The following is a 17295-nucleotide window of genomic DNA, read 5'->3' as shown; positions in this document are numbered from 1 at the left end:
TCATGTCCAAAACAACGAGGATTCAATCGATGAAACCCGCCCTTTCCGTTGCGCTCTGTGCACTCACCTTCGGCGCCGCGATGGCCGCGCAGGCGCAGACCGCGCCGCAAGCCCCGGCGCCCGGCGCTACTGATCCCACCTTCTCCGCCTACGCGCTCGCGCAGCAATGCGCCACGAAGTCCGACAACACGGCGCAAGGGCAATGCGTGGGCGCGGTGCGCGGCATCGTGCGCGGCTATCAGTACGGCGTGCTGTTCCTGTCGCAGCGCGCATCGCTGCCCGATACCGAGACGAAGCGCGTGTCGCTGTGCCTGACGGACACGAAGGTCTCGTCGATCGTCGACGACTTCCTCGCCGACGCGAAGCAGGTCAACGAAGCCGATCTGAAGCGCACGCCCGCCGAAGTCGCCGTGCTCGGTTCGGTGCATGCGCATCACGCATGCACGTGATCCGCAGCAACATCAAAGCATTTCGAGCGAGCGCTTCGCCTTCGGCGGTTTGAACTGCGAATCGATGTCCGCGAGTTCGTCGGCGGACAACTGAAGGTCGAGCGCCGCGCGGTTCTCGCGCACGTGGGCGACGTCGGCCGCTTTCGGTATCGCGAACACCTGGGGCTGCTGCAACACCCACGCGAGCGCGACCTGAAATGCCGACACGCCGCGCGCCGCCGCGATCCTTTCCAGCGCGCCGCCGCGCGGCAGGCGCGCATGATCGACGGGGCTATAGGCCATCGCGGGCATGCGGCGCTCGCGCAGCCACGGCAGGAGATCGAACTCCGGCCCGCGCCGCGCGACGTTGAAGAGAATCTGATCGGTCGCGCAGGCGTCGCCGCCATCGAGCGCGAAGAGCTCTTCCATGTCGTCGGTGTCGAAGTTGGAGACGCCCCAGTGGCGAATCTTGCCGTCGCGCTTCAGCTTGTCGAACCCGGCGACCACGCCTTCCAGATCTTCGCCGCCGCGCCAGTGCAGCAGGTACAGATCGATGCGGTCGGTCTTCAGGCGCTTGAGGCTGCGCTCGCACGCGGCCTGCACGCCGCGCTCGCTGCCGTTGTGCGGATAGACCTTGCTGACGATGAACAACGCGTCGCGCCGGTCGCCGAGCGCCTCCGCGATGAGCTTTTCGCTTTCGCCGTCGCCGTACATCTCGGCGGTATCGATGAGCGTCATGCCAAGCTCCACGCCTTCGCGCAACGCCGCGATTTCGCTCTTGCGCGCGTTCGGCCGCTCGCCCATTTCCCAGGTGCCCTGGCCGAGCTTCGGGATGGCTTCGCCGGCGGGGAGCGTGACGGTCGTCGGATTGGATTGCGCCATGAAAGAGCCTCCTTGTGTGTCCGGCGATTATGGCGCAAGGAGCACACCATCGTTTCGCACCAGCCAGCCCGCCAAGGGTTCCGGCAGCGAGAGCAGTTGCAATTGCGTGCCGGACAGCGCGGGATCCGTGCCGGAGAGGAGAGGCCCGGGCGCGACGAAGACACCGTGCGTATCGGCGGGCGCCGCGCGCGGCGCATCACGCCGGCCCGTTTGACATAGACATCCGGGACGCCGCCTAAAACGATGACGGGCGCGATCGTCACCGCCAGCCGCGCCCGATGTTCGCGAAATATTGCGGACCAGTGAAAACAGCGCGAAGATGAAAAACGCCGTTGCGATGTCCTTCATGGCGGGCAAAACGCGCGCGGCGCTTTAAGGGAGAATCAGCGCGCCGCAAATGCCGCCGGTCCAAAACGGACCGTTTCTGGTCGAGCCAATGAAATAGCCGTTTGCGAGTCAAAAGAGGGGAATCCAAGGCTGCTCCAATCAGATTCCATAATGCGGTGTCGACCATTCTTATTGACCCGCCGGCGATCCGGGCATTCAATCTCAATAATCCCGTCGATATCTTCGAACCGATCACAAAAATAGTTATCGGAACTTCAAATCAATAAATAAAATCTTTAATCGCATTTGGTGATATATGACCCCCGGTGTTGTCATCTTCGTGACAGAAAATGCGACTTATTAAGTATTTACCCCCATGTCTCATACGAAACTCAGTGGCGACCAGATCGTTTTCGCGCCGCAAAACTTATATGGCGGGGGTTAATGCGGATGCGGCCGCTCCCGTTAGGAATGACGCTCGCCCGCACGCCGGGGCGCCGCGCAATACAAGGCCATTGGGATAATCGTCCGGGCTAACGCATCACTTTCGATATTTAGTTATTGCAATATTTTCCGCACGTCAATATTATCGATTCACAGATCGGTCAATAACCGGACACATCTGACACCACCGATGTGTCCAAACACCGTGGCACAACCGAGGGCATCAAGATGAACCAGATCCATGCAATGCGCGTCTTCGTGCGTGTGGCGGATACGGAAAGTTTTCGCCGCGCGGCTCAACAACTCGATGTCTCGAATGCGCTTGTAACGCGGGCAATCGCGATGCTCGAAGCGCACCTCCGAACCCGTCTCATCAATCGCACCACCCGCAATCTGTCTCTTACTGAAGCCGGCACCCGTTATCTGGAGGGTTGCCGCGCGCTGCTCGAAGAGTTGGACCATCTGGAATCCACTGTCACGCATACCGAAGGCGAACCGAGCGGCACGTTGCGCGTCGTTGCGTCCAGCGCGCTCTCGCTTCTCACGCTGACGCCGCTCATCGACGGCTTCCGTCACCTCTATCCGAAGGTCAATGTTCGCCTGACGCTCGCCGAGCGCCACGTCGATCTTGTCGAGGACGGCTATGACGTCGGCATCGTGACGGCGTTCATGGTGTCGAGCACGGCGCTCATCGAACGGCCCGTCGGCACCAACGCGCTCGTCCCGGTCGCTACGCCCGCGTTCATCGCCGAGCATGGCATGCCCGCTTCGCCCACCGATCTGCAAACGTTGCCATCCGTCGGACTGCCGAACGAAATGCGCAGCCAGACCTGGCACTTCCGCCACCGCCTCGGCGCGGCGGACCAGGTGACGCTCGCGCCGGTGTACACGGTCAACAACGGATTGATGGTCCGCCTCGCCACCCTGCGGGGCATGGGCCTCTCGATTCTGCCCGAAGGCATCGTGCACGCGGATCTGGAAGACGGCACGCTCGTTCGCATGCTGCCCGAATACACCATCGACGACCCGGACATGAAGGTGTCGATCGTCTATCCGGGGCGGCAATATCTGCCTGTCAAGACGCGTTTTTTCATCGACTATGCACTGGACTATCTGAGTCGCGAGTTCGCCGCCAACAGCGGCCGCCCCGACGAAGTGGTCCGGTCGCCCCTTTCGTCGATCATGCCCCTGCAAACGATGCGCAACGCATCGGCCACCGCCAACTGAAGACCCGCGCGTGCCGGCACGGCCACTCCGCCGTCCGGCCCGCGTCGATGACGAACACCGCGCGATAGCGCGCGGCGCGCGCAACGCTCAAAATTCCCCGTACTCCGAACTCGATGCATCCGGCGCCGCGCACATCGCGCGCAGCAAGGGCGCCTCGCGCTCATGCACTTCGACCGGCATGCAGAGCGCGCCGGCATAGGCCATGTAGCGCGCCCGATGCTGCCCGTTGCGGAACGCGACGACGCCATCCCTGTGCACGCCGAGAAGCCCGAGCAGACCCGGCGAGCGGCGCACGCTGATGGTCACGTAAGGCATTTCCGGCACGCGGGGATTATCCGGGTCGAGAAACTCGCGGATGCCGCGCACCTTGCCCGCGTGCCAGTCGTCGACGGCCTTGAGCACGTAGTCGGTGTCGTCGCGGTCGGCGCATTCGAGAAGTTTTCTCACGTCGACGAGCACGACCTGATGGCGCGAACCGTACTCGCTGAAAACCCGTTTCAGGCGCACGAAGTCATACTGCGGATGGCTCTGGAGCCTGACGATCCAGACCGCTTCTGCGGCGGTCGGCGCAACCATCGTGTCCATGTTCGGCAATAAGAAGAAGACTGTGGAGCGCGCCCCGTGCGCGCGTGCCTCGCTGACAACGGCTCGAACGAACGTCGCTAAACAGTCGCTCGAACCAGATAAACTTTTACACCCTAGACGCGATTCATGAAAGCGCCATGACGGGCACGTGGCGTGCTTTTGTTGCCAGAATCGAACACTCCCGAATGGCATGGCGGCACGCATGTCGCCCGGCTGCCCTGCATGCATCAAACGCGCATCGCTCAACCGTCAGTGGACACTTCTTCCGACCTCATCGTGGCGCGGCCCGAGGGACTTTTCTGCGTGCCGGGCAACTTTCATATCGATCCGTGGCGGCCCGTCGAACGTGCCGTCATCACGCATGCGCATGCGGACCACGCACGCTTCGGTCACGCGCATTACCTCGCCGCCGAGCCGGGCGTCGGCGTGCTGCTGTCGCGGCTTCCAGGCATCGATGTGCAAGGGCTCGCCTATGGAGAAGCAATCGTCGTAAACGGTGTGCGCGTGTCGCTGCATCCCGCTGGGCACGTGCTCGGCTCGGCGCAGGTGCGCGTCGAGCACAAGGGACGCGTCTGGGTCGCATCCGGCGATTACAAGGTGGAGCCCGATCCGACCTGCGCGCCCTTCGAGCCCGTGCGCTGCGATACGTTCATCACCGAATCGACGTTCGGCCTGCCGATCTATCGATGGGACAGCTCGCGCGATGTCTTCGACGGCATCGATGCCTGGTGGCGGCACAACGCCGCGCAAGGACGCGTGTCGGTGCTCTTCAGCTATTCGTTCGGCAAGGCGCAGCGCATTCTCGCGGGCGTCGATGCCGCCATCGGCCCGATCTTCTGTCACGGCGCAGTCGAGCCGCTCAATCGCGCCTATCGCGACGCAGGCATCGCGTTGCCGCAAACGCGCCTCGTCAGCGAGATCGCGGCGAAGGACAAGGCCGCGTTCAAAGGCGCGCTGATCGTCGCGCCGCCGTCCGCGCAAGGCAGCACGTGGATGCGCCGCTTCGGCGACTACAGCGACGCCTTCGCGTCCGGCTGGATGCGTCTGCGCGGCACGCGAAGACGCAAGGGCGTCGATCGCGGCTTCGTGCTCTCCGATCACGCCGACTGGCCCGGCCTGCAACTCGCGATCGGCGCGACGGGCGCCCAGCGTGTGATCGTCACGCACGGCCAGATCGAGCCGATGGTGCGCTGGCTCTGCGAGCAGGGGCTCGATGCGGGCGCGTTCAAGACCGAATACGGCGACGACGCGATCGAAGCCGATACCGCGCAGCCCGAGAGCGCCGCGACATGAAACGCTTCGCGACGCTCTATGCCGCGCTCGACGCGACGACATCGACCAACGAGAAGCTCGAAGCGCTGATCGCGTATTTCTCGGCGGCGGAGCCTGAAGACGCCGCATGGGCATCGTACTTTCTCGCGGGCGGCAAGCCGCGCCAGTCGGTGCCGACGCGCCTGCTCACCGAGTTCGCGCGCGAGCGCGCGGGCCTGCCGGAATGGCTCTTCGAGGAGTCGTATCAGGCAGTCGGCGATCTCGCCGAGACCATCGCGCATGTGCTGCCGCCCGCGTCGGGCGAATCGTCGCTCGGGCTCGCGCAATGGATCGAGGAGCGCGTGCTCACGTTGCGCGGCGCGAATCCTTCGGAATTGCGTGAACGCCTGTTGAGCTATTGGGATGAACTCGACTGGAGCGAGCGCTTTCTGCTGACGAAGCTGATCGGCGGCGGCTTTCGCGTGGGCGTCGCGCGGCAGCTCGTCGTGCGCGCGCTGGCCGAAGTCGCGGGCGTCGATCACAAGCGCGTCGCGCAGCGCATGGTCGGCTGGACCGATTCGCGGCAGGCGCCGAGCGCGGCGCGCTATTTGCGGCTCGTCGCACCGGCAGCCGCGGGCGACGACATCGATACGCCGCACGAAAGCGATATCGGCCTGCCCTATCCGTTCTTTCTCGCGCATCCGCTGCAGGCCGATCCTGCGACGCTCGGCTCGCCCGACGACTGGATCGCCGAATGGAAGTGGGACGGCATACGCGCGCAGCTCGTGAAGCGCGCGGGGCGCGTGTGGATCTGGTCGCGCGGCGAGGATCTCGTCACCGAACGCTTTCCGGAACTCGCGTCGCTTGGCGCGGCGCTCCCCGATGGCACGGTGATCGATGGCGAAATTCTCGCGTGGGAGCCGGGCGCGAGCGCGCCGTTGCCGTTCGCCCGTCTGCAGCCGCGCATCACGCGCAAGTCGCTCACGAAGAAAGTGCTCGCCGATTCGCCCGCCGCGCTGCTCGCCTACGATCTGCTCGAAGCGAATGGCCGCGATCTGCGCACCGAGCCGCTCCACGCGCGGCGCGCGCAGCTCGACGCGCTCGCGCATGCACTCTCCACATCGCTCGCGATGGACTTGCTGCGCGTTTCGCCGATGGTCGCCGCACCGGACTGGCCGGCGCTTTCCGCGTTGCGCGACGAGAGCCGCGCGCGCGGCGTCGAAGGCCTGATGCTGAAGGAGCGCGCGTCGATGTACGGCGTCGGGCGCACGAAGGCATCGGGCACATGGTGGAAGTGGAAGATCGATCCGTATTCCATCGACGCCGTGCTGCTCTATGCCCAACGTGGCCACGGACGGCGCGCGAGCCTCTACACGGATTTCACGTTCGCCGTCTGGGACGAAGCCGACGGCGTGCGCACGCTCGTGCCCTTCGCGAAAGCGTATTCCGGACTGACCGACGAGGAAATGCGCCAGGTCGATGCGATCGTGCGCAAGACGACCATCGAAAAGTTCGGGCCGGTGAGAAGCGTCACGCCGACGCTCGTCTTCGAGATCGGCTTCGAAGGGATACAGGCGAGCCCGCGCCACAAGTCGGGCATCGCGGTGCGCTTTCCGCGCATGCTGCGCTGGCGCACCGACAAGAAAATCGAAGACGCCGATACGCTCGACATCCTCAAGGGCTTTCTGCACGAGGCGGTGGCATGAGCGCGCCCGAATCGGCGGACGAGCGCAAGCGTCGCGCTCCACGGCCGCGCCGCGTGCCTCGCACGCGCGCCGCCCAAGCAAAACTCGATGCCGCCGCCGAGCTTTTCACGCCCGCGCCTTTCGCCTACGACGAAAACGAGGCCGCGAAGCCTGTCGATGAACGCATCGCGCGCTGGTTCGACGAGCGCGGCTGGCAGCCGTTCGAATTCCAGCGCGAGGCGTGGCGCGAGATAGGACGCGGCGCGAGCGGCCTGCTTCACGCGACGACCGGCGCCGGCAAAACTTGGGCCGTGTGGCTCGGCGCGCTCGCCGCGTATGCGGACAAGCCGCCGAAGCCGAACGCCCTGCCCGCGCCGCTGACCGTGCTCTGGATCACGCCGATGCGCGCGCTCGCCGCCGACACGGCCCGCGCGCTGCAGGCCGCCGTCAGCGCGCTGTCCGTGCCGTGGACGATCGGGCTGCGCACCGGCGATACGTCGTCGACCGAACGCGCGCGTCAGAACCGCCGCATGCCGTCGGCGCTCGTGACGACGCCCGAAAGCCTCACGCTGATGCTGACGCGCACCAACGCTCGCGACGAGCTGAAGCATCTGCGCATGATCGTCGTCGACGAATGGCACGAGCTGCTCGGCAACAAGCGCGGCACGCAGACGCAACTCGCGATCGCCCGCCTCGCGCGCTGGCGGCCCCATCTGCAAATCTGGGGACTGTCAGCAACGCTCGGCAATCTCGCTCTGGCGCACGACGCGCTGCTCCATCCCGTGAAGACGCCGCGCGTCGTCGTGCGCGGCGCGCAGCCGAAGACGCTCATCGTCGATACGCTGATTCCCGAGACCATCGAGCGTTTTCCGTGGGGCGGACATCTCGGCGTGCGGCAAGTCGGTCCCGTCGCCGATGAGATCGATCGCGCGCAAAGCTCGCTCGTCTTCACCAACACGCGCTCGCAATCGGAGATCTGGTATCGCGCGCTGCTCGAATTGCGGCCCGAATGGGCGGGCCTGCTCGCGCTGCATCACGGCTCGCTCGACAAGGAAGTGCGCGACTGGGTCGAGCTCGGGCTCAAGAACGGACAACTGAAGGCGGTCGTGTGCACATCGAGTCTCGATCTCGGCGTGGATTTTCTGCCGGTCGATCGCGTGTTTCAGATCGGCTCGCCGAAGGGCGTCGCGCGCCTGATGCAGCGCGCCGGGCGATCGGGCCACGCACCGGGCCGCGTGTCGCGCGTGTCGATCGTGCCGACGCACGCGCTCGAGCTCGTCGAAGCGGCCGCGGCGCGCTGGGCGATCGGCGAGCATCGCATCGAAGGGCGCGACATGCCGTTGAAGCCGCTCGACGTGCTCGTGCAGCATCTCGTGACGGTCGCGATCGGCGGCGGCTTCACGCCCGATGACATGCTGGACGAAGTGCGCACCGCCTACGCGTATCGCGATCTGACGCAAGCCGAGTTCGACTGGGCGCTCGCGTTCGTCGAGCGCGGCGGCGCGTCGCTCGCGGCGTATCCGGATTTTCATCGCGTCGTGAAAGGCGATGACGGCGTGTATCGCGTGCCGCGCGAGGATCTCGCGCGCAGGCACCGCAATAACGTCGGGACGATAGTTGCGAACGCAACCATCAGCGTTGCGTATATGACGGGCGGACGCATCGGCGCAATGGAGGAATCGTTCATCTCGCGTCTCAAGCCCGGCGATGTCTTCACCTTCGGCGGGCGCGCGCTCGAACTCGTGCGCGTGCGCGACATGACCGCCTACGTGAAGCGCGCGACCTCGTCGCGCGGCGCGATGCCGCAATGGGCCGGCAGCAAGATGCCGCTCTCGTCCGAGCTGGCCGACGCCGCGCTCGTGATGCTCGCGCGCGCCAACGATGGCATCTACGACGAGCCCGAGATGCGCGCCGTCAAGCCGCTGCTCGACTTGCAGGCGAAGTGGTCGGCGCTGCCGGGGCCGGGCGTGCTGGTCGTCGAGCTGGTGCGCTCGCGCGAAGGACATCACTTCTTCTGCTATCCGTTCGCGGGACGCATGGCGCATATCGGGCTCGGATCGCTGCTCGGCTGGCGCGCATCACGCGACCGGCCGGGCACGTTCTCCATTTCCATGAACGACTACGGCTTCGAACTGCTGTCGGCACAGCCGTTCGATTGGGAGACGCTCATCGCGGAAGGTCTGTTTTCACCGGAGAATCTGGAGCACGACATTCTCGCGAGCCTGAACGCATCGGAGCTTTCGGCGCGGCGCTTTCGCGAGATCGCGCGCGTGTCGGGGCTCATCTATCAAGGACATCCGGGGCAGCAGAAGAGCGCGCGGCAACTGCAGGCGTCGAGCGGCCTTTTCTACGAAGTCTTCCGCAAGCACGACAGCGCCAATCTGCTGCTCGCGCAGGCGGATCAGGAAGTGATGCTGCAGGAGCTCGAGCTCGGCCGCATCCGCGCGGCGTTGCAGCGCATGAGCGAAAGCCGGCTCGCCCTGACGCATCCGAAGAAGCCGACGCCTTTCGCGTTTCCGCTGATCGTCGCGCGCTTGCGGGAGAAGGTGAGCACGGAGAAGCTGTCGGATCGCGTCGAGCGCATGCTCGCGGATCTGGAGAAGGCGGCGAAGGCATAAATGACGACCGAGGCTTTGACTATCGATGTGAACGGCCATGCGCTTCTGCTCTCCGCGGACCGCGCGGCCTTCGATCCGCACCGGATGACGCTCTTCATCGCCGATGCGCATTTCGGCAAGGATGCAGTGTTTCGCGCGCGCGGCATTCCGGTGCCCATCGGCACGACGGGAGAAAGTCTCGCGCGGCTCGATGCGCTCGTCGCGGCGCATCATCCGGAAGCGATCGTCTTTCTCGGCGACTTGCTGCACGCACGCGAGTCCCACGCCGAAGAAACGCTCGACGCGCTCGCCGCGTGGCGCGCGAGGCATCGCGAGTTGACGCTCGTGCTCGTTGAAGGCAATCACGACAAACACGCGGGCGCGCTGCCCGCCCTGTTTGGCGTCGAGGTCGTGAAGGAGCCGTACGTGCTCGGGCCGTGGGCGCTTTGCCATCATCCGCGGACGGTCGGTGACGCCTATGCGCTCGCCGGTCACGAGCATCCGGTGTATCGGCTCGCGACGCGCATCGACAGCGCGCGTCTGCCGTGCTTTCGCTTCGGCGCGCGCGCGGGCGTGCTGCCCGCGTTCGGCGCGTTCACGGGCGGCTTCGAAGTGAACGCCGACGCACGCGGCGAAGCGGTCTACGTGATCGCCGGCGAACGCGTATTTCCGCTCAGTGGTAGACCGAGGTCGACGATTGCAGCTTCGTGAGCTTGCCGCGCTGGAAGCCGTACCAGCCGAGATTCGACTGCATCACCACTTCCTCGCCTTGCCAGAACACGCGCTTGACCGTCATGCGCTGATTCACGCGCTGCACGAGCGGCGGATTGCGGCGGAAGTCGTAGAGCACCGGGCCGGTGTCCGACTGCACGAGCATGCGCGTGACGGAGTCGCTCGTGCCGGACGTTTCGTCGAAGTGCGCGATGCGCTTCGCGTCGAAGCGATCGAACACTTGCGTGTCGATGAGCGCGGCCATGCCGGATTCGTCGCGCAGGAAATTCAGCGCGCCCGCCTTCGTGGCGATGGGGCCGGCGGCGTCGCTCTGGGCGTGCGCGAGCGTGGCGAGCAGCATCGCGGATGCGATGGCGGTGCGGATAAGGGCTTTGATAGGTGACATCTTCATCGAGTAGTTGCTGCGTTTTTCCAACACTCACGGGCGAGCGCCGCGCGCAACGAATGCGCGCCCGCGCGTGTGTTACCGGGAACATCTGACGCATGGCGGCGCGCTGCCTGCAAGACTCATGCGCCGGGACTGCGTCCGTAAGAATATCCGTTCAGGCCAAAGCATGGCTCGGGCCGAGAGGCATCAGGGTTTATACCAGCATCAAAAAACCCCTTTCGGTACAATTCGAGCCTTCCACTCCGCCTCGGCGCCTGCATCGCTCAATCCGACGATGCGCGCTGAAAGCGTGACACTTGCGCCGCCCTCCGCCATGCCTCTGCCTCTTTTCGCTCTCGCCATTGCCGCGTTCGGCATCGGCACGACCGAATTCGTCATCATGGGCCTCTTGCCCAACGTCGCGCGCGATCTCGCGGTGTCGATCCCGGCGGCGGGCATGCTCGTGTCCGGCTATGCGCTCGGCGTCACGGTGGGCGCGCCGATCCTCGCCGTCGTCACCGCGAAGATGCCGCGCAAGAAGGCGTTGATGAACCTGATCGGCGTGTTCATCGTCGGCAATCTGCTGTGCGCGCTCGCGCCGAACTACTGGGTGCTGATGGGCGCGCGCATCGTCACCGCGTTTTGCCACGGCGCGTTCTTCGGCATAGGCTCGGTGGTCGCCGCCGATCTCGTCGCGCCGAACCGCCGCGCGCAGGCCATCGCGCTGATGTTCACCGGCCTCACGCTCGCGAACGTGCTCGGCGTGCCGCTCGGCACCGCGCTCGGCCAGGCGGCGGGCTGGCGCTCGACCTTCTGGGTCGTCACGCTGATCGGCATCGCGGCGGCGGGCGCGCTCGCCGTGTGCCTGCCGAAGCACATCGAGATGCGCGAGACCAGCATCCTGCGCGAATTCGACGTGCTCAAGAACCCGCAAGTGCTGATGGTGCTCGGCATCAGCGTGCTCGCATCGGCCAGTCTTTTCTCAGTGTTCACGTATATCACGCCTATCCTCGAGGACGTGACGGGCTTTTCGCCGCACGCGGTCACGTACGTGCTGCTGCTGTTCGGCCTCGGGCTCACGGTGGGCAGCACGCTCGGCGGCAAGCTCGCGGACTGGAAGCTGCTGCGCTCGCTGCTGTCGTTCCTGCTGGCGATCGTCGTGATCCTGACGATCTTCGCGGGCACGATGCACGAGCCCGTCTCGGCGATGATCACGATCTTCTTCTGGGGCGTGCTCGCGTTCGCGATCGTGCCGCCTTTGCAAATGCTGATCGTGAACCGCGCGAGCGATGCGCCGAATCTCGCGTCGACGTTGAATCAGGGCGCGTTCAACCTCGGCAACGCGACGGGCGCGTGGCTCGGCGGCTGCGTGATCAGCGCGGGCGCGCCGCTCACGTCGCTGCCTTGGGTCGGCATTCTGATGGCGGCGAGCGCGTTCGGCCTCACGCTGCTCTCGGCGACGCTCGACAAGCGCGCGCGCCGTCTTTCGATCGGACAAGCCGCCTGATTTCCGGCGGTCGGCACGGTGAATGAAGGGCATTCTCTCGCGTGACTTTCTCGCGCTGATCCTGAGCGTGGCGGTAGTCGGCTTAGGCCTCGGCGCGACGCTGCCGCTGACCGCGCTCGCGCTCACGCAAGCGGGCCACGGCACCGATATCGTCGGCCTGATGACGGCAATGCAGGCGGGCGGCGGCCTCGCCGTCGCGCCGTTCGCGAGCCGCGTCGCCGCGCGTGTGGGGGCGCGCGAGACGATCGTCGGCACGGTGGTCGTCGCGGCGCTGTCCACCATTGCGATGCAGTTCACGGCGAACCTGTGGCTCTGGGCCGTGCTGCGCTTTCTGTGCGGCGCGGCGCTGATGCTGCTCTTCACCATCGGCGAGGCGTGGGTCACGCAGCTCGCCGACGATTCCACGCGCGGGCGCGTCGTGGCGATCTACGCGACCAACTTCACCCTCTTCCAGATGACGGGCCCGGTGCTCATCACCGCGATAGGCGGCCTGCCGTCGATGCGCTTTGCGATCTGCGGCGCGATCTTTCTGCTGGCGCTGCCCGTGCTCGCCTCCATTCGCGGCACGCCGCACGCGCTGGCGTCCGGGGAAGGCGAGCACGGCGACTGGCGGCAGGTGCTGCCGCGCATGCCGGCGCTCGTGATCGGCACGGGCTTCTTCGCGCTCTTCGATACGCTCGCGCTTTCGCTGATGCCGCTCTTCGCGATGTCGCATGGGATCGGCGAGGATATCGGCGTGCTGTTCGCGTCCGCGATTCTCTTCGGCGATACCACGATGCAATTCCCGATCGGCTGGCTCGCCGATCGCATCGGGCGCGCGAAGGTGCATGCGGGCGCGGGTATCGTCGTGGCGCTGCTGCTGCCGCTCTTGCCGTGGGCGGTCGCGTATCCGTGGATTTGCTGGCCGCTGCTCTTCGTGATCGGCGCGGCGGCGGGCAGCGTCTATACGCTGTCGATCGTCGCGTGCGGCGAGCGCTTTCGCGGCCCGACGCTGGTGTCGGCGACGGCGATCGTCGGGGCGTCGTGGAGTGTGGCGAGTTTTGGCGGGCCGATCGTCGCGGGGACGTTGATGCAGCGTATCGGCGCGGATGCGTTGATCGGCGTGTTGACGGTCGCGGCGGTGGCGTTCGTGGTGGCGGCGTGGTGGGAAGGGCGCATGTCCGCGGCGCGTTCTTCTGGTTAGGTCTTCGGCATTCGCCCGCGAGCCGGCCGCCGCCGTGTGCAAACGCAGAATTGGGCGCCTTGCGTTTGGGACTGGAATCGATCAGCGTCTTCCGGCTACCCAATGGGCTCGATCGAAAGCGCGTCGAATTCGATTGCGAGTTCGGCGCCCAAGGTCGAGTACATGAAGACCGTATGCTCTCCGCTTCTGTCAGAGAGGCGCTCTCCCTTTTCCAGAGCGGCTCTGACTCGTGCGTAATTCTCGTTCGTCGGCTCGATCGCCTTGATCGAGTAGACGATGTTCAACAGCCCCAGTCCGTCCAGTACGACGCACGTCACACCGCTGAAATCGATCAGCACGCGCGCCTCTTGCCGATGCAAACCGAGCGCGATTCGCCTCGGCTCCGAGTTCGGACCGATGGTGATGCTGTCCAGATACCAATCGTGGAAGTTGTTCCATTCGTCTAGCAGTGTGATCGACATGGCGAGTCACCAAGGGAGCAAGGAGACGGGCGCGCCTTCATCGCGCGTTCCGTTGCTCCAATTATGCGCATGGGGATTCGGATTGCGATGATGCGCCTCCAGATCGAAGTCGGTCTGTGGTCGCCCGTCCGCGCCGTACTGCCGCAATTGCGGCATCTTGCCTGGCATGCTGGAGGCCCACGCTCCTGGCGCACCGTTGAATGGCATTCCGGCGACTAGCTCGGAGTCGGTGCCAACGCCTTCTTCCGTGTATTCGAAGGGTTTCCCGTCCAGCGAAGCGTGCGCCGAACTCCTGACTTCTTCCGGTCGAAGCTTCTGTCGCTGGCTGATCGCCTCGGCGGACGCGATCGGGGATGTGTGTGGCCACTCATACTCGATCGCGATCAGCTTACGACGCTCCAGCTCGCGCACAAACGCTGGAATCAGTTGATCGTCCGGAAAGTGCTCTCCAACCGGGCCGTGCCATTCGCTTCCGCTCACGATACGATCGCCCAGAAGTTGCCGCACGTCTTCGAGCTCGATGCGCGGATCGATATAGTCGGGGGTGCGACCAACGCATTCGAGAAAGTTGATGGTATCCGCCTCGACTTTCGCGGCGTGCACTTCAAACGGGTCCAGTTGCGCTTTAAAGAAGAAAGACTCGCAGATCACATATGTCTTGTCATCCCAGCGATTTTTCGTCATGGTCAGGCTTCGCTGAAAGTATTGATATATGCGTCCCGATATGGACAGGACAGTGGTGTTCTTGAACATCCGCCTCGTCGAGCGTAGCCCGCGTTCGTGAGATTTACATGCAGAGAACCCTATTCGATAAATACTTCGATATGCGTAATAAATATTGAATGCCCCGCGTCTGTTTCCTCGGACGCGAGGCATGCATCAAGTCGCTTTCTCTCCTTACCCCCGCGCCGCCAGAATCTCCCCCACACACTCCCCAAACCCCACGCGATACCCCTCCCCCTGACACCATCCGCGCAAGGTGACTTCATCGCCGTCCTGCAGAAACACGCGCTCGCCGCCCTCTTCCAGCGTCAAGGGCCGCTGCCCGTTCCATGTGCTTTCGAGCAGGCTGCCGCACGATTCCGGCGTCGGGCCGCTGATCGTGCCGGAGCCCATCAGATCGCCGACGCGCGTATTGCAGCCGCCCACCGTGTGATGCGCGAGCTGCTGCGCCATCGACCAGTACATCAGCTTGAAGTTAGTGCGCGAAATGGTCGTCGGCGTCTGCACGCCTTCGGGGCGCAGCGTCACTTGCAGTTCGATATCGAACGCGTGATCGCCTTCGTGACGCAGATACGCGAGCGGCTGCGGCTCCTGCGCGGGCGTCGCGGTGCGGAACGGCTCGAGCGCATCGAGCGTGACGATCCACGGCGAGATGGTCGTCGCGAAACCCTTCGAATTGAACGGCCCGAGCGGCACGTATTCCCACTGCTGGATATCGCGCGCGCTCCAGTCGTTGAGCAGCACCATGCCGAAGATATGCGCCTCGGCGTCCTCGCACGCGATCGGCTCGCCGAGCGTATTGCCGCGGCCGATGATGAAGCCCGTTTCCAGTTCGATATCCAGCTTGCGGCACGCGCTGAAAACCGGCCGGTCTTCGTTCGGCAGCTTGATCTGGCCGTTCGGGCGGCGCACCGGCGTGCCGCTCACCACCACCGACGACGCGCGCCCGTTATAACCCACCGGCAACTCCGACCAGTTCGGCAACAGCGCGTTCTTCGGATCGCGGAACATCGAACCGACATTGGTCGCGTGCTCCTTCGACGAATAGAAATCCGTGTAGCCCGGAATCTCGACCGGCAGATGCATCGTCGCGTCGGAGCGCGGCACGAGCGCGCGGCGGCGCAGTGCTTCATCGTCGCGCAAGGTCGCGTTGCCCTGTGCGAGCAAGGCCGAAAGCGCGATGCGCACTTCACGCGACTTCTCGCGTCCGAGCGCGATGAAATCGTTCAGGCGCGGCTTGTCGAACGTGCCTTGCGCATCGAGGAGACCCGCCCGTTCGAGCACCGCGAGATCAGCGATCCACTCGCCGATCGCGACGCCCGCGCGCGGCGCGACATTCACCGCGTCGCTGAAAATGCCGAACGGCAGGTTCTGGATCGGGAAGTCGCTCGCGGGATCGTTCGCGGATTCGATCCAGCTCTTCAGAGTGGGCGCGAGTGTGGCTTTGAGCGCGTCGTTCATCGTTGCTCCGGGTTGAAGTGTTTCGTGAGGCCTTGCCAGCACTCGTAGTAATTCGCCTGCAGTTGCGCGGTTTCGAGCGCGAACTGCGTCGGCTTGATGAGATTGCGCGTCTCGAACATGAAGGCCATCGTGGCGTCGACTTTCGCGGGCTTCGTCGTATCGATATTCGATGCCTTCTCGAACGTCTCCGCATCCGGCCCGTGCCCCGACATGCAGTTATGCAGGCTCGCGCCGCCCGGCACGAAGCCTTCGGCCTTCGCGTCATAGACGCCGTGCACGAGGCCCATGAACTCGCTCGCGACATTACGGTGGAACCAGGGCGGACGGAACGTATCCTCGGCGGCGAGCCAGCGCGGCGGAAAGATCACGAAGTCGATCGTATCGACGCCCGGCGTGTCGCTCGGCGACTGCAGCACGAGGAAGATGGACGGATCCGGATGGTCATAGCTGATCGAGCCGATGGTATTGAAGTGGCGCAAGTCGTACTTGTACGGCGCATAGTTGCCGTGCCACGCAACGACATCGAGCGGCGAATGACCGATATCCGCGCGCCACAGCACGCCGTTCATCTTCGTGACCAGCTCGAACTTGCCTTCGCGGTCTTCATACGCGGCGTTCGGCGTGAGGAAGTCGCGCGGATTCGCGAGTCCGTTCGAGCCGATCGGCCCGAGGTCCGGCAGCTGCAAGAGCGCGCCGAAGTTCTCGCAGATATAGCCGCGTGCTTCGCCGTCCGGCAGCGCAACCGAAAAGCGCACACCGCGCGGGATCACCGCGATCTCGTATGGCTCGACATCCACCTTTCCGAGCTCCGTCCAGATCGCGAGTCGGCCTTGCTGCGGCACGATCAGCAGTTCGCCGTCGGAGTTATAGAAGAAGCGGTCCTGCATCGAGCGGTTCGCCGCGTAGAGATGAATCGCGCAGCCCGTCATCGATTCGGCGGCGCCGTTGCCGGCCATCGTCACCCAGCCGTCGATGAAATCGGTCGGCGCGGCGGGCATCGGCAGCGGATCCCAACGGAGCTGGTTCGGCGGCGTCGCGGGAACCTCGGCGAAATTGGCGACGAGCTTCGCGCGCAGCATGTCGGCGGGAATGCGCGTGAACGGCTTGTGCACCGCGCCCGGCCGGATGCGATACAGCCACGAGCGGCGGTTGTGCGAGCGCGGCGCGGTGAACGCCGTGCCCGAAAGCTGCTCGGCGTATAGGCCGTAAGCCGCGCGCTGCGGCGAGTTGCGGCCGATCGGCAGCGCGCCCGGCAGCGCCTCCGTGGCGAAATCATTGGCGAAACCGGACTGGTAGTGCTGGTTTGCGTCCGTGTGCGTCTCGAACGTTGGCATGGTCGAAATCCTCGGCGGGTGATCGGCAATGCAGGCGACGGAAACTGTGCGGCGTTCCGTCGCTGCGTTTTACGCATAGTAAAACCAATTACGATTAGTGA

At 64.9% G+C, this 17295-nt stretch carries 16 protein-coding genes; 8 read left to right on the top strand and 8 right to left on the bottom strand.

Going from position 1 to position 17295, the window contains the following annotated elements:
• The first annotated feature begins 29 nt into the window (after positions 1 to 29).
• Complete coding sequence (locus AC1Z32_RS16885; protein WP_483479713.1) at positions 30 to 449, top strand: hypothetical protein; 420 nt, start codon at positions 30 to 32, stop codon at positions 447 to 449.
• A 12-nt stretch (positions 450 to 461) separates the two neighbouring features.
• Here AC1Z32_RS16885 and AC1Z32_RS16880 read toward each other — a convergent pair whose 3' ends face one another.
• Both AC1Z32_RS16880 and AC1Z32_RS16875 read right to left on the bottom strand, forming a co-directional pair.
• Positions 462 to 1310: an aldo/keto reductase gene (locus AC1Z32_RS16880; RefSeq protein ID WP_483479712.1), complete on the bottom strand. Its 849-nt coding sequence runs from the start codon at positions 1308 to 1310 to the stop codon at positions 462 to 464.
• A 27-nt stretch (positions 1311 to 1337) separates the two neighbouring features.
• Positions 1338 to 1658 carry a hypothetical protein gene (locus AC1Z32_RS16875; protein ID WP_483479711.1) on the bottom strand — a complete coding sequence of 107 codons (321 nt, stop codon included), beginning with the start codon at positions 1656 to 1658 and terminating at the stop codon, positions 1338 to 1340.
• A 651-nt stretch (positions 1659 to 2309) separates the two neighbouring features.
• On the opposite strand from AC1Z32_RS16875, the gene AC1Z32_RS16870 reads away from it, so the two are divergent.
• Positions 2310 to 3308 carry a LysR family transcriptional regulator gene (locus AC1Z32_RS16870; protein WP_483479710.1) on the top strand — a complete coding sequence of 333 codons (999 nt, stop codon included), beginning with the start codon at positions 2310 to 2312 and terminating at the stop codon, positions 3306 to 3308.
• 87 nt (positions 3309 to 3395) lie between these two features.
• Here the strand turns inward: AC1Z32_RS16870 and AC1Z32_RS16865 are convergent, their stop codons facing one another.
• Positions 3396 to 3893, bottom strand: coding sequence for a plasmid fertility inhibition factor family protein (locus AC1Z32_RS16865; protein ID WP_483479709.1), 498 nt, complete (start codon positions 3891 to 3893; stop codon positions 3396 to 3398).
• A gap of 222 nt (positions 3894 to 4115) precedes the next feature.
• On the opposite strand from AC1Z32_RS16865, the gene AC1Z32_RS16860 reads away from it, so the two are divergent.
• Genes AC1Z32_RS16860 through pdeM form a run of 4 tightly spaced genes read left to right on the top strand, consistent with a single transcriptional unit; the run spans position 4116 to position 10137 of the window.
• On the top strand, positions 4116 to 5186 hold the full coding sequence (locus AC1Z32_RS16860; protein ID WP_483479708.1) for a ligase-associated DNA damage response exonuclease: 1071 nt from the start codon (positions 4116 to 4118) through the stop codon (positions 5184 to 5186).
• Positions 5183 to 6850: an ATP-dependent DNA ligase gene (locus tag AC1Z32_RS16855; RefSeq protein WP_483479707.1), complete on the top strand. Its 1668-nt coding sequence runs from the start codon at positions 5183 to 5185 to the stop codon at positions 6848 to 6850. Before AC1Z32_RS16860 ends, AC1Z32_RS16855 begins: the two co-directional genes overlap by 4 nt.
• A complete protein-coding gene (locus AC1Z32_RS16850; RefSeq protein WP_483479706.1) occupies positions 6847 to 9447 on the top strand; it encodes a ligase-associated DNA damage response DEXH box helicase in 2601 nt (866 codons plus the stop codon). Before AC1Z32_RS16855 ends, AC1Z32_RS16850 begins: the two co-directional genes overlap by 4 nt.
• The gene (gene pdeM, locus AC1Z32_RS16845; RefSeq protein WP_483479705.1) at positions 9448 to 10137 is read left to right on the top strand and encodes a ligase-associated DNA damage response endonuclease PdeM; all 690 of its coding nucleotides are present in this window, start codon (positions 9448 to 9450) and stop codon (positions 10135 to 10137) included.
• Here pdeM and AC1Z32_RS16840 read toward each other — a convergent pair.
• Positions 10100 to 10543 (bottom strand): hypothetical protein, encoded by a 444-nt coding sequence (locus tag AC1Z32_RS16840; protein WP_483481660.1) that lies wholly within the window; start codon positions 10541 to 10543, stop codon positions 10100 to 10102. The genes pdeM and AC1Z32_RS16840 overlap by 38 nt on opposite strands.
• 316 nt (positions 10544 to 10859) lie before the next feature.
• On the opposite strand from AC1Z32_RS16840, the gene AC1Z32_RS16835 reads away from it, so the two are divergent.
• Positions 10860 to 12032, top strand: a complete 1173-nt coding sequence (locus tag AC1Z32_RS16835) for an MFS transporter (protein ID WP_483479704.1) — start codon at positions 10860 to 10862, stop codon at positions 12030 to 12032.
• Between the two features lie 22 nt (positions 12033 to 12054).
• On the top strand, positions 12055 to 13215 hold the full coding sequence (locus AC1Z32_RS16830) for an MFS transporter (RefSeq protein ID WP_483479703.1): 1161 nt from the start codon (positions 12055 to 12057) through the stop codon (positions 13213 to 13215).
• Between the two features lie 95 nt (positions 13216 to 13310).
• On the opposite strand, the gene AC1Z32_RS16825 is transcribed toward AC1Z32_RS16830, so the two are convergent.
• From AC1Z32_RS16825 to hmgA, 4 genes are all read right to left on the bottom strand, one after another.
• Complete coding sequence (locus AC1Z32_RS16825; RefSeq protein ID WP_483479702.1) at positions 13311 to 13676, bottom strand: hypothetical protein; 366 nt, start codon at positions 13674 to 13676, stop codon at positions 13311 to 13313.
• 6 nt (positions 13677 to 13682) lie between these two features.
• Positions 13683 to 14429 (bottom strand): hypothetical protein, encoded by a 747-nt coding sequence (locus tag AC1Z32_RS16820; protein ID WP_483479701.1) that lies wholly within the window; start codon positions 14427 to 14429, stop codon positions 13683 to 13685.
• Between the two features lie 144 nt (positions 14430 to 14573).
• Entirely contained in the window at positions 14574 to 15860 is a 1287-nt protein-coding gene (gene fahA, locus AC1Z32_RS16815; RefSeq protein WP_483479700.1) for a fumarylacetoacetase, read from the bottom strand.
• Positions 15857 to 17194, bottom strand: a complete 1338-nt coding sequence (gene hmgA, locus AC1Z32_RS16810) for a homogentisate 1,2-dioxygenase (RefSeq protein ID WP_483479699.1) — start codon at positions 17192 to 17194, stop codon at positions 15857 to 15859. Before hmgA ends, fahA begins: the two co-directional genes overlap by 4 nt.
• Positions 17195 to 17295 lie beyond the last annotated feature (101 nt).

Source organism: Caballeronia sp. 11_S32 (genome assembly GCF_056930355.1).
The sequence above is the reverse complement of the archived record's forward strand: the minus strand, read 5'-3'. Positions and strand labels throughout refer to the sequence as shown.